General features: G+C 44.2%; 12 protein-coding genes. 7 read left to right on the top strand and 5 right to left on the bottom strand.

What is annotated here, in order from left to right; genetic code table 11:
* Nucleotides 1–217: 217 nt before the first annotated feature.
* Nucleotides 218–526, top strand: coding sequence for a cysteine-rich CWC family protein (locus AK966_RS14585; RefSeq protein ID WP_119464419.1), 309 nt, complete (start codon nucleotides 218–220; stop codon nucleotides 524–526).
* A 25-nt stretch (nucleotides 527–551) separates the two neighbouring features.
* On the opposite strand, the gene AK966_RS14580 is transcribed toward AK966_RS14585, so the two are convergent.
* The 3 genes from AK966_RS14580 to phhA all read right to left on the bottom strand — a co-directional run bounded on the left by AK966_RS14580 (nucleotide 552) and on the right by phhA (nucleotide 2,249).
* Nucleotides 552–896, bottom strand: coding sequence for a HopJ type III effector protein (locus AK966_RS14580; RefSeq protein ID WP_119464418.1), 345 nt, complete (start codon nucleotides 894–896; stop codon nucleotides 552–554).
* 236 nt (nucleotides 897–1,132) lie between these two features.
* Complete coding sequence (locus AK966_RS14575; protein WP_099079016.1) at nucleotides 1,133–1,465, bottom strand: 4a-hydroxytetrahydrobiopterin dehydratase; 333 nt, start codon at nucleotides 1,463–1,465, stop codon at nucleotides 1,133–1,135.
* Nucleotides 1,455–2,249, bottom strand: coding sequence for a phenylalanine 4-monooxygenase (gene phhA, locus AK966_RS14570; protein ID WP_099079017.1), 795 nt, complete (start codon nucleotides 2,247–2,249; stop codon nucleotides 1,455–1,457). Before phhA ends, AK966_RS14575 begins: the two co-directional genes overlap by 11 nt.
* 221 nt (nucleotides 2,250–2,470) lie before the next feature.
* On the opposite strand from phhA, the gene AK966_RS14565 reads away from it, so the two are divergent.
* On the top strand, nucleotides 2,471–4,441 hold the full coding sequence (locus AK966_RS14565; RefSeq protein ID WP_119464417.1) for an acetoacetate--CoA ligase: 1,971 nt from the start codon (nucleotides 2,471–2,473) through the stop codon (nucleotides 4,439–4,441).
* A gap of 57 nt (nucleotides 4,442–4,498) precedes the next feature.
* Here the strand turns inward: AK966_RS14565 and AK966_RS14560 are convergent, their stop codons facing one another.
* Complete coding sequence (locus AK966_RS14560) at nucleotides 4,499–5,074, bottom strand: class I SAM-dependent methyltransferase (RefSeq protein WP_172438102.1); 576 nt, start codon at nucleotides 5,072–5,074, stop codon at nucleotides 4,499–4,501.
* A 171-nt stretch (nucleotides 5,075–5,245) separates the two neighbouring features.
* On the opposite strand from AK966_RS14560, the gene AK966_RS14555 reads away from it, so the two are divergent.
* Nucleotides 5,246–6,124 carry a LysR family transcriptional regulator gene (locus tag AK966_RS14555; RefSeq protein ID WP_099079020.1) on the top strand — a complete coding sequence of 293 codons (879 nt, stop codon included), beginning with the start codon at nucleotides 5,246–5,248 and terminating at the stop codon, nucleotides 6,122–6,124.
* 175 nt (nucleotides 6,125–6,299) lie between these two features.
* Nucleotides 6,300–7,193 (top strand): cation diffusion facilitator family transporter, encoded by an 894-nt coding sequence (locus AK966_RS14550; RefSeq protein ID WP_119464416.1) that lies wholly within the window; start codon nucleotides 6,300–6,302, stop codon nucleotides 7,191–7,193.
* A gap of 150 nt (nucleotides 7,194–7,343) precedes the next feature.
* Here AK966_RS14550 and yddG read toward each other — a convergent pair whose 3' ends face one another.
* On the bottom strand, nucleotides 7,344–8,279 hold the full coding sequence (yddG, locus tag AK966_RS14545) for an aromatic amino acid DMT transporter YddG (protein WP_099079022.1): 936 nt from the start codon (nucleotides 8,277–8,279) through the stop codon (nucleotides 7,344–7,346).
* 287 nt (nucleotides 8,280–8,566) lie between these two features.
* Between yddG and elbB the strand changes: the two genes are divergently transcribed.
* From elbB to AK966_RS14525, 3 genes are all read left to right on the top strand, one after another.
* A complete protein-coding gene (gene elbB / locus AK966_RS14540; RefSeq protein WP_099079023.1) occupies nucleotides 8,567–9,217 on the top strand; it encodes an isoprenoid biosynthesis glyoxalase ElbB in 651 nt (216 codons plus the stop codon).
* Between the two features lie 324 nt (nucleotides 9,218–9,541).
* Nucleotides 9,542–10,690: an L-threonine dehydrogenase gene (yiaY, locus tag AK966_RS14530; protein WP_099079024.1), complete on the top strand. Its 1,149-nt coding sequence runs from the start codon at nucleotides 9,542–9,544 to the stop codon at nucleotides 10,688–10,690.
* 142 nt (nucleotides 10,691–10,832) lie between these two features.
* Entirely contained in the window at nucleotides 10,833–11,909 is a 1,077-nt protein-coding gene (locus AK966_RS14525) for a PQQ-dependent sugar dehydrogenase (protein WP_119464415.1), read from the top strand.
* The last annotated feature ends 18 nt before the right edge of the window (nucleotides 11,910–11,927 follow it).

Below are 11,927 nucleotides of genomic sequence, written 5' to 3'. Positions count from 1 at the left end.
ATCGACTAACCCCCCCCCCAACAAACTGACAGACACACATTTCATTAATAACTTCAACATACCGACTCCTCAAACCTTAAATATACAGTTTGATATTCCATATGACATTAACCAGAATTCATTCACTAAAGTAATGTTTTCGAATCAAGTATTCCGCTTTATACAACGCCATTTCGTGCTAAGGTACGCCGATCAATGGAAAAATAACGAGAAAATAATGAAGTCACCTTGTCGCGCAGCCTGTAAAAATAATGGCGGAATCTGTTCCGGTTGCCACAGAACCATAGAAGAAGTCGTGCAATGGAAAGAGAAATCCGACGCGCAAAGAGACGCGATCATCGAACAGCTTGTCGGTAATGACTCGACTCACACTTGCCCTAAGTGTGGTACGAATGCGCACTGTGATATTGCTGCGGGGAAAGAGACATGCTGGTGCTTTGATATTGAGACCAGAGATTTACCAAAGCCACAAGAAGGTCAATTGTGCTTATGTCGTAAGTGCTTAGAGAAAAAACCAGTCGTGTAATACGACTGGCTTCTACGGCACGGAATTACTTTGCTTCAAGCGCAGATGAATCAAACTTTACACCATCCCACCCTGTCACCATAAAGTTACGTATGTTTTGGTGATCACTACCTTCTGGGTGCTGTAAAACATCTTCGCGATAAAAACGACCAAAACACGCCAGCGTTGCGTCCTTATCTAACTTGTTAAGCAAACCAAACGAAAAGATCTTACATGAGCCATTATGCTCTCCTGCGTTGTTTTGCATCTCACCATTGGTAAAAGCCGTTGGAGTAAACTCATAATTCGCCTCAATCGCAGCCACTGTAATTTCAAATTCAATCTTTTCTGGGGATAGTGCCAACACATCCAAAAATTCTTTCAATTCCATTATTCCTAAGTCCTGCAGCCATCATGTCCGTGACATATTTGTTTTATAAAAAGCCCATACAAGAGTCATAAATCATACATATATTCAGAGCCTTATTAAACGACTCGTTAAACAATACGTCGTTATCTGCCTTCATCAGGAATGAACAGATTCCCAAATGACGCACGTTGATCGATTTAAGCCAAAGAGTCAACAGCGCCCAAATTAACACTGGGCGCTTCGTTTGTATTATTACCCTATTCAGCTAGCGCATCACATTTCGACGCGCAGATAAAATCATTCTTATGTAAGCCTTTAATCGAGTGACTCCACCAAGTAATGGTCACTTTGCCCCACTCCAATAAAATCGAAGGGTGATGACATTCATCTTCCGCCAATTCTGCAATTTTGTTACTAAATGCCCACGCTTGTTTAAAGTTTTTAAATTTGTAGACCTTTTCTAATTGTGGAATATCCTCTCTTTCCATGATCTGCCAATCGGACAATTGCAGCAGTAGAGACTGTTGTTCATCTTTACTGAGTGCAATAGCATCGTGACTACAAGCTTCGCATTTTTGTTCATTCAACATGAGCAGATTCCTTTGGTTCAAAAAGTGGTGGAAGCAATCCAGCTTCAATAGCAAGATCGGCTTGTTTTAATAAATTAAGCTGACTAATTTGGAAAAGCTGTGACAGATCGTCAATCACATAATATTTCGGCTGCATGATGTCGATGCGATAAGGCGTTCTTAAAACCGTTTGCAGGTCAAACTCATCACGAATCGCAGCATCACTGCCCAATGAATAGATGGTTTCTCCCGGAGATGAAAGGATACCGCCACCGTAAATCTTAGTTTGATTCCCTTCTTTTACTAAACCAAATTCAACAGTAAACCAGTACAGGCGCGCAAGGTACGCTCGCTGCTTGGGTGTCGCAGCTTGCCCTAGTTGGCCATAATGTTCAGTGAAAACGGCAAAATCCGGGTTGGTAAGCATGGCACAATGACCAAAAATTTCGTGAAAGAAATCTGGCTCTTGTAAATAATCAAATTCCTCACGAGTTCGCAGGAAAGTAGCAACCGGAAAATGTTTATTACTAAGTAAATTGAAAAAGCGATCAAAGTTAATCAATGCCGGAACAGGCTCTACTTGCCAGCCAGTCGTTTCCATCAATACCTGGTTAATTTCAGAAAGTTGAGGGACACGATCCTTAGGCAAATCAAGTAGCTTCAACCCATGTAAGTAAGCAGCACACGCACGCCCCTCGATCACACTCATCTGACGAGAAACCAAATCACGCCAGATAGCATCTTCTTCGCGGCTCCATTCCACTCGGCCATCCTGGTTCGTTGGTTTCGAATGATACTGAGTCATCGCACACCCCACTTAAATGTTCTTTCACCTTAAGCCTATCCATACTCGGTTTAGCTTCCAATTCCGCAAGCGCTTTCCTTCGCCAATCCGCCTGTAACATTATCTTTACATTTATATGTAAGGTAATGATTTAACTGATAAGTAATATTCTCCACTCGGTTTGACTTTATAGGATATTCACTCCAGACTGAAACTGTTAAAACGTTGTTACAGAGGGTGCTATGCACGAGAGCAATAGAGTCTGGAAGCCGACGCAAGATCGAATCGAACAAGCCAATATCACGCAATTCATCGAGCATATAAATCGACAAGGATTCGAGCTTAAAGACTATCCTGATTTGCACCAATGGTCTTTAGAACATCACGAACATTTCTGGCAAGAGGTGTGGCAATTTTGCGACTTAATCGGCACGCAAGGTGAAACAGTAAAAATGCAAGGAGAAAGCCGTTGGCAAATGCCAATGCCGAACCGAGATACGGTGTGGTTCCCCCAAGCAAAAATTAACTACGCAGAAAACCTGCTGAGCTTGGCAGTTCAACAAGCTGATGATCTGGCGATTTGGTTCGAAAATGAACGCGGTCACAACCAAACCTACACATGGCAACAGGTGTGTGAGGAAGTTTCAAGCATCCAGCAATGGTTGAAAGAGTGCGGTATTGAGCGAGGGGATGTGGTGGCTGGTTATCTGCCGCATATGCCACAAACCATTATTGCCATGCTTGCCACCACCAGCTTAGGGGCAGCATGGACATCAACTTCTCCAGATTTTGGCATAGAAAGTGTCATCGAACGCTTTGGTCAGGTAAGGCCTAAAGTACTATTTACTTGTGATGGTTATACGTTCAGTGGCAAAACTTTTGATATGTCAGAAAAGAACCAATACATTGCTGATCACCTTCCCGGAATAAAGCAGGTGTGCCAAATTGGGTATCTAAAACCGCACGTGTTTGAATGTGATGTTTGCACTCAGGATTGGCAAAGTCTGTTAAATCAATACACACCAGAGCCACTCACTTTTGACCGCATCCCCTTCAACGATCCACTATTTATTCTGTACTCCTCTGGTACGACAGGAAAACCAAAATGCATTGTCCATTCTGTTGGAGGGACAATGCTTAACCACCTAAAAGAGCATCAACTTCACTGTGATATTCAACCCAATGACCGTGTATTTTATTACACGACCTGCGGCTGGATGATGTGGAATTGGCATGTTTCCACTCTCGCTAGCGGTGCATGTTTAGTTATCTACGATGGGAATCCAGTTTATCCGAGCAATAATGTCCTTTGGGACTTGGCAGAACGTGCCGATGTGTCGCTCTTTGGTACTTCCGCTAAATATCTAGAAGCCATTGAGAAAGCGAAACTGTCTCCTATTCAACAATTCTCGCTTCCGGCCCTCAAAACGCTTTGCTCCACAGGATCTGTACTTTACCCAGAGCAATTTGATTACGTCTACAAGCACATTAGAAAAGACCTCCACTTAGCATCGATTTCCGGTGGTACTGATATATGTGGCTGTTTTGTATTAGGTAACCCTATTTCTCCTGTCTATCGAGGTGAATGCCAAAGTGCCGGACTCGGCGTTGACGTGAGAGTATGTGACGACCAAGGGAAAAACGTCACCAATCAACGTGGTGAATTGGTTTGCGCCAATTCACTGCCTAACTTCCCCGCCGGGTTCTGGAACGACACCGGAGAGCGCTACCACCATGCTTACTGGGATAAGTTCGATAATATTTGGCATCATGGGGACGACGTGAAAAAAAGCAGTAACGGTGGGTATATCTTTTATGGTCGTAGTGATACTACTCTCAATCCCGGCGGTGTCAGAATTGGCACGGCTGAGATCTATCAACAGGTGAATGCGATTGAAGGCATTCTTGATTCTATTGCCGTTGGAAAAGAGGTAAACAGAAACGAGCAGATATGGTTATTTGTTCAACTGACTCAAGATATGACGCTAACGGATGAGCTTATTGCACACATAAAAGCGACTCTTAAAGCCTCGTGCTCTCCAAGACACGTACCAAGCCAAATCTTTGCCATCAGTGACATTCCGAAAACTCACTCTGGTAAGTTAGTTGAACTCGCCGTCAAACAAGTCGTCAACGGGCACTCGGTCGAGAACATAGGAGCAATCGCTAATCCAGGAGTGTTGGACGAGATAAAAACAGTCGTCTCTAGCTAAGACAATAACAAAAAAGCGAGCTATTAAGCTCGCTTCTCTCATGTACTTTAACGGAAATTAACGGCGGCCTACGCCCATTAATACCGACATCGTTTCGCCTTCAGAAGTGATTTCAAACACCTTTTTAGATTCTACGTCATTAAAACCTGCGGTAAGCAGTGCACTTTCTGATTTCGCTAGCGTGAAGCCTTCTTTGGATGACTGTGCCACCCAATCAAAGTGAACGAAATAGCCATCTTTATTTAACAATGAGCGCGAGATCTCGAGAGACGTTTCAACGTCATCTACAAATGTCAACACAGATGATGCAACAACAAGATCAAATTGCCCACGAAATGCTGGATGTTGAGCGACCAAACCACGACTCAATGCATCAACCACTGGCTCTACATTAAGCAGCACTTTTTTATCAAGCTCTTCGATCATCGCTTCCGATGCGTCTAGCGCCACGATATCTTTCACGAACGGAGACAATAACTGGCTTAGTTGTCCCGTCCCACATCCAAAGTCCAATACTTTAATGCCATCAAGCTGAGTAAGTTGTTGTAACTGTGCAAACACCGACTGAGCAAATTGTTCTGTTGCTGGGTTTGATTCCCACCGCTTTGCTAAGCCATCCCAATCTTGTGCCATCTTGGCCTCCATGTTCACTTCTTGTAACCTCCATAGATTACCCGAAAAACGTTAAAACACCATAGACTTATCTGGCAGTTCAGTGTTTTTTTCGATAATCTTTCTAGGCATAGGGCATCCATTCCAGAATGTTTTTCGTTGTCGCCATTTCTTTTAAGGTTCCTTTTAATCATGAACTTAACTCAAGTTGAAGCCTTTTGTACCATTGCCGAGTGCGGATCCGTCTCTGAGGCAGCGCGTCAATTAGACTGCAATCGAACCAAACTTAGTATGTCCATCAAAGCGTTAGAGAAAGATCTTGATGTCGAGTTATTTAATCGAACCGGCAACCAGTTAATGCTGTCAGAAGCTGGTAAAGCCATCTATAAAGACTGTGAAAGCTTACTTGTGACGGCACAGCGCATCAGGAAAACGTGCGATCTCGTTTCAGATGGCTTTAACGCCGAAATTTGGGTCGCACGCGATGACTCCCTACCCGATGAACTTTGGCAAGAACTTTCCCATACACTCAATAATCGCTTTCCTTCGACTACCTTTAACCTCATTTTGGCTTCTAGTGGTGATTTGGCAAACTTGGTGAGCACCCAGCAAGTTGATTTTGCTTTTGGCGTCGATTACGAACGCGTTGACGACCCACACATTGTCTATAACCCACTGGGTAAAATTCGTATGATGTCAGTGTGCAGCTTTGATCATCGTTTAAGTAAAATGCGTCGTGTCACCGATGAGGACTTGCGCAACCAAATGCAAGCTTTGATGGTGTATTTGAGCGAGAAAGACAACCCAGAACTGCAACCGTTTTCTACCCGATACATCGGCTTCTCTAGCTTCGACTACATGCTCAATACTATTTTGGAAGAAGATGCATGGGGAGTCTTGCCTGAACCTTTGATCCGACACTACTTGCGAAACCAGAAACTAGCGGTGATCAAACACACTTACGGTTTGACCCAGGAGGATTACTGCATGTTCGTTCCAAACGGCCAAACCGAGCACCCTGCAATGAGTTGGCTGGCTGATAAATTAAGCGAATATTTATTCGACTTCTAAACACGCCACAGTGAGCGTCAAATTATTTGACAGCAAAAAGCAAGCATAAACCTTTGATAAAAAAGAAAATAATAACAAAAAGGCAATTCATCATCTAAATGTCACACAGTTTCTATTTGCTTAAATTACTCGCACCGGAAAGAATGTCACGGTTTAAAAACTAAAGGCATCGATTATGTGTGACAGGACAAGCAAAAAAGAAAACCGTATCTTAACCTTCTCAGCCCTTTTAGCGTCAGGGTTTGCGATTGGAGGGATAGTACTTGGCTTGCTTGTTGGGTCTATTGTCATTGTATTTGACGGTGTGTATTCTCTGGTCAGCCTGCTGTTAACTTTATTGTCACTGGCAGCCTCGTACTACATCAGCAAGCCATCAAAGTCTATTTTTCCTTTCGGTAAAGCTGTACTAGAACCAATCGTTATCTCGATCAAAGCAGCCGTAATTTTGATTGTTGTAGCCTTCTCATTGTTTTCAGCACTAACAGCCTTAATGTCCGGTGGTCGTGAGGTCAATGCTTCTATCGCGACCATCTTCGGTATTGTAAATGTGGTTGGTTGTGGTTATGCATGGTGGTTTATGACGAAGAAAAGTCGTCGCGTGTCATCAGGTCTAATCGAAGCTGAGAAAAAGCAATGGCAAATGGACACGCTATTGAGCGTAGCCGTAACCGCAGGCTTTGTCGTTGCATGGTTATTATCACTAACGCCATACGCACATTACGCAGTGTATGCTGACCCGATGATGATGTTACTTATGGGCTTCTACTTCTTGAAGGTACCGTTTGATATGTTAGTTGGAGCGCTACGTGAACTGTTAATGATGTCACCAAATAAAGAGCTTTGTCAAAGTGTAGGAAAAGACGTTTTCGAAATTGAAAGAGTAACCGAGCACCAGTTGAAACTGGCAGGTGTGACAAAAGTTGGTCAGGAGTTACGCGTGAATGTTGATGTCCACGTAGATGACAACATGCTAGAGCTAGACACACTAGAACACACTCGTAAACAACTGACAAAGCGTTTATCTAAGCATCGATTTAAACTACAGTTACAATTGAACGTTGCTTATTAGAGCATCGAATTGAGACATTGGAACTAACAGTAAAAACTCCTTTATCGGGAGTTTTTCATTTCTTCGATAAGTGAACTCGCCTCCCCCCCTTTATTGACTGAAGTTACCTCGCATGTAAATGCGGCGAACAAGGGGGAGAGCTATTCGCTGCTAACTTGATCTCCCCGTCCTTCTGCTAGTAACTTGCCCAGCGATCTCGCGCTTCTCTTTAGTAACTAACCAACACGTCAGCGAACCAACCGTTACCATTACAGCACCCAGCCAGAAACTAGGGCTTAGCGTGACACCAAGAATAATAGAAGAAAACAGAGCAGAAAAAATCGGTGTAAAGTAAGACAGCGTTGCAAAAAACACCATATTGCCGCCAACAATCGCGATATTCCAAAGACCATAACCACCAGCCATCAAAACCGCAGACGCCAACAAGTACCCCATCGCCTCCCAACTGAATACCATTGGCGACTCATCAGTAAAGGCATATTTGATCCACAAAGATACCGCTGTCGCGATAAAGAATAAAGTGATCGCGTTGTGCTTCGATTGTTGTCTTTGAGTCAGGTTGCAATACACAGCCCAAATTATCGCCCCAGTAAACGCCATAATATACACTAGCGGATTGCTACTAATATTGGCCACTAATTGCTTTGGAGATAAACCATTATCACCACTGACTGTCCAAGCTACTCCAATAAACGCCAAGGTTACCGCTGGATACAATAACCAGTTTGGCTTTTTATTACTCGCCAGCACAGCAAACAACACTGTCAGCGCCGGCCAGAGATAATTAACAATAGCGACTTCAATCGCTTGTGAGCGAGAGTTAGAGTATCCCAATGCCAGCGCAAGCAAGATCTCGTAGCTGACAAACATCGCTCCACCCAGAACTAAATACTTGGGTGAGAAATTCGACAGTTTTGGAATGCCAACGACAATCAACAGAAAAACAGCGCTTAGCGAGTACAGCATCGCTGATCCCCCTACGGGTCCCAAACTTTCTGTCACCAACCTTGCGATGCCCAGTAAACAGCTCCAAGAGAGAATGGCGATACAACCATAAAGAGTGAAACGAAACTGATAGGATTGCATGTTATCTATGTGACCTACTGCTCATGAATGCCAAAGGAAAGTGCAGCTTAACTCAAAAATGATCCGCTTCAACGTACTCTTTTTCCAAAATCGGTATAAAAATATTTCTATTAAGTGGTTGGAGTCGATATGAAACATTTTTTACCTTCGAGTGTCATGCTGACACCCTTTGTTGTGCACTACTATGAAGAAGATGACGAAAGTGTAAACGTTGAAACGAATTCGGAAGCACAGAGTCTAGACAGTAATAAACAACCAAAGGAACGTTCAGAGTAAAGGATTCAATCATGAAAAAAGTTGCGGTTATTTTGAGTGGTTCAGGCGTCTATGACGGCTCTGAAATCCACGAAACTGTATTGGCGTTGTATGCCATTGAGAAAGCAGGGGCAACCTGGCACTGTTTTGCTCCTAACATTAACCAACTCCATGTAATCAACCACTTAACGGGTGAAGAGATGAATGAAACACGTAATGTGTTAGTGGAATCCGCACGTATCGCACGCGGCAACATTAATGATGTTGCAAAACTCAATGTCGATGAGTTCGATGCCCTACTTCTACCTGGCGGCTTTGGTGCAGCGAAAAACCTAACCGACTTTGCCGTTTCTGGTGCGGAATGTTCAATCAACACACACGTAGCACAAGCGTGTCGCGCTTTTGCACAAGCAGGCAAACCCGCTGGCTACTTGTGTATTGCACCGACCATTATCCCTATGATTTACGGCCAAGGAGTGCAAGGCACAATTGGTAGCGATGAAGCCACAGCAGCGGCATTTGATTATATGGGTGGCGAGCATGTGAGTTGTCTGGTGGATGAGATCCATTTCGATGAAAAACACAATGTACTTTCTACGCCAGCCTATATGTTAGCGGAAAATATCTTACAAGCTGCTTCAGGCATCGAAAAACTGGTTAATAAGTTAGTCGAAATCGCCTAAATAGAAAACGTTTGCTTATAAAGTGTCAAACGCATCCCCGTTGATAGATAACCTATTAATGGGGCTTTCTTATACTTTAGTCTAATTGAGATGTAAACCGTACGAATCTTGTTATTTTTGCCAATTTTTTGCGTGATAAATGGGAAATTTTCGCTACGTTAAGTAGGTGTTGCACCAACTCATTGTGCAATAAGACTGTCATCACACTTTCCTGCCTAAAGTGACCTCTAAACGGTTAAACTTGTTTTAGATCAAACAAAAACAAGAGCAGAGTGAATGACAGATTAAGAAAGATTATTAAAAATAACGATGGAGCAATCCAATATGACAAGTGCATTCTTTATCCCTACTGTAAACCTAATGGGCGCTGGTTGTTTAAAAGACGCAACTGACAGCATCCAATCTCAAGGCTTTAAAAAAGGTCTGATTGTTACGGATAAGATTCTTAACCAAATCGGTGTCGTAAAGCAGGTTCAAGATCTACTCACCGAACGCGACGTAGCAACCGTTGTGTTCGACGGCACTCAACCAAACCCTACTATTAGCAACGTTAACGATGGCTTAGCACTTCTTACGGCTAACGAATGTGACTTTGTTATATCTCTAGGTGGCGGCTCACCACACGACTGCGCGAAAGGTATCGCGCTTGTTGCTTCTAACGGCGGACAAATCGGAGACTACGAAGGCGTTGACCAGTCTGCAAAACCAATGCTGCCACTTATCGCAATCAACACGACTGCGGGGACAGCGTCTGAAATGACCCGTTTCTGCATCATTACTGACGAAGAACGTCACATCAAGATGGCTATCGTTGATAAGCACACAACGCCGCTTATCTCAGTTAACGATCCTGAGCTAATGCTTGCTAAACCTGCTTCACTAACTGCAGCAACCGGCATGGACGCACTAACGCACGCTGTTGAAGCATACGTATCTATCGCCGCGACACCAATCACTGACGCGGTAGCAATCAAAGCGATTGAACTTATCCAAGCGCACCTACGCACAGCAGTGAAAAACGGTGAAGATCTAGAAGCTCGTGAGCAAATGGCATACGCACAGTTCATGGCGGGCATGGCATTCAACAACGCATCTCTAGGTTACGTACACGCAATGGCGCACCAGCTAGGTGGTTTCTACGACCTTCCACACGGTGTTTGTAACGCGATTCTTCTACCTCACGTACAGCGTTACAACGCGCAAGTATGTCCTGAACGTCTACGTGATGTAGCAAAAGCAATGGGTGTAAACGTCGAAGGCATGTCTGCTGAAGCAGGTGCAGCGGCAGCAATCGACGCTATCGTTACACTAGCGAAAGAAGTTGGTATCCCTGCAGGTATCAAAGAGCTTGGTGCGAAACTAGAGGACATACCAACACTCGCAGACAACGCCCTGAAAGACGCTTGTGGTTTCACTAACCCTAAACAAGCAACGCACGAAGAAATCTCTAAGATCTTCGAAGAAGCGATGTAATCTAACTGAGTAAATCATTCTCTATTGCCTTAATTCAATCCCCGATATCGTATCGGGGATTTTTTATGTTCACATACCCTGCCAAACATCGCCTTTTAATGTTAGCTTTTAAACATTAATACGATTCATATTGGAAGGAACCATGAGAACGATTGCTGCTGCCCTACTCGCTTGTTTATCCTTTTCTGCCAACGCTGCCGAATACCGCGCCAACGAAGTGGCGAATGGGTTTCAGATCCCTTGGGGGATCGAGTTCTTAGATAACCATCGCGTTATCGTCAATGAAAAGAACGGTACGGTTTCGTTGCTGGATATCACCACAGGCAAACCTCAAAAGCTGTTTAACATCCCCGATGTGAACACCAGTGGACAAGCCGGCTTATTGGATGTCGCGCTCGCACCGAATGCCGATACGCAAAACCCGCAACTCTTCTTTACCTACAGCAAGCGCACGAGTAAAGGCAATACGGTGGCGTTAGCGACGGCGCAATTGCAAAACAATCAGCTTGTGGGTTGGAGAGATCTCTTTGTTGCTGATGCCATCACCGACACAGGTCGCCACTACGGCAGTCGAATTTCATTTATTGACGACAAAGTTTACTTCTCAATCGGTGACCGTGGCGAACGTGATAATGGGCAAGACACTCAAACCCATGCAGGCAGTATTCTTCGTCTCAACCTTGATGGTTCGGTTCCGCAAGACAATCCTTTCAAACCTTCCGAAGCGCGACCTGAGATTTGGAGCTACGGACATAGAAACCCTCAAGGGTTGTTTTACGACGAGGCGACCAAACAGCTGTGGTCGATTGAGCATGGACCACGCGGCGGCGATGAGATTAATCTAATCAAGAAAGGCGCGAACTACGGCTGGGCAAAAGTCTCTCATGGTAAAGAATATTGGGGTCCGTTGGACGTCGGGGAAGCTAAGTCGTTACCAGGAATGGAAGATCCCAAGCTGGTTTACATCCCTTCTATCGCACCAAGTAACATGATTTTGTACCGTGGCGATAAGTACCCAGAGCTGGATGGGAAGATCTTAGCAGGCGCACTGAAACTGGCACACATTAACGTGGTATCGATTAAAAACGGCAAGCTCACCGAATCAAAAAGATTGATGGAGAATCTCGGTGAGCGAGTAAGAGATATAACCATCAGCCCTGATGGTTATATCTACTTTTCTACCGACAGCGGCAAAATCTTTCGTCTTGAGGAGAAATAGTTTTCTCTGACGAACTAG

The organism is Vibrio sp. PID23_8 (assembly GCF_003584965.1).
Lineage (GTDB): Bacteria > Pseudomonadota > Gammaproteobacteria > Enterobacterales > Vibrionaceae > Vibrio.
This window is presented reverse-complemented; position numbering and strand designations above follow the sequence as displayed.

Excerpts from the sequence above, each read along its gene's own strand:
- AK966_RS14525 (WP_119464415.1), top strand. The coding sequence starts at position 10,833 with ATGAGAACGATTGCTGCTGCCCTACTCGCTTGTTTATCCTTTTCTGCC.
- AK966_RS14575 (WP_099079016.1), bottom strand. The coding sequence starts at position 1,465 with ATGTTGAATGAACAAAAATGCGAAGCTTGTAGTCACGATGCTATTGCA.
- phhA (WP_099079017.1), bottom strand. The coding sequence starts at position 2,249 with ATGACTCAGTATCATTCGAAACCAACGAACCAGGATGGCCGAGTGGAA.
- AK966_RS14550 (WP_119464416.1), top strand. The coding sequence starts at position 6,300 with ATGTGTGACAGGACAAGCAAAAAAGAAAACCGTATCTTAACCTTCTCA.
- yddG (WP_099079022.1), bottom strand. The coding sequence starts at position 8,279 with ATGCAATCCTATCAGTTTCGTTTCACTCTTTATGGTTGTATCGCCATT.
- elbB (WP_099079023.1), top strand. The coding sequence starts at position 8,567 with ATGAAAAAAGTTGCGGTTATTTTGAGTGGTTCAGGCGTCTATGACGGC.
- AK966_RS14555 (WP_099079020.1), top strand. The coding sequence starts at position 5,246 with ATGAACTTAACTCAAGTTGAAGCCTTTTGTACCATTGCCGAGTGCGGA.
- AK966_RS14580 (WP_119464418.1), bottom strand. The coding sequence starts at position 896 with ATGGAATTGAAAGAATTTTTGGATGTGTTGGCACTATCCCCAGAAAAG.
- AK966_RS14560 (WP_172438102.1), bottom strand. The coding sequence starts at position 5,074 with ATGGCACAAGATTGGGATGGCTTAGCAAAGCGGTGGGAATCAAACCCA.
- AK966_RS14565 (WP_119464417.1), top strand. The coding sequence starts at position 2,471 with ATGCACGAGAGCAATAGAGTCTGGAAGCCGACGCAAGATCGAATCGAA.
- AK966_RS14585 (WP_119464419.1), top strand. The coding sequence starts at position 218 with ATGAAGTCACCTTGTCGCGCAGCCTGTAAAAATAATGGCGGAATCTGT.
- yiaY (WP_099079024.1), top strand. The coding sequence starts at position 9,542 with ATGACAAGTGCATTCTTTATCCCTACTGTAAACCTAATGGGCGCTGGT.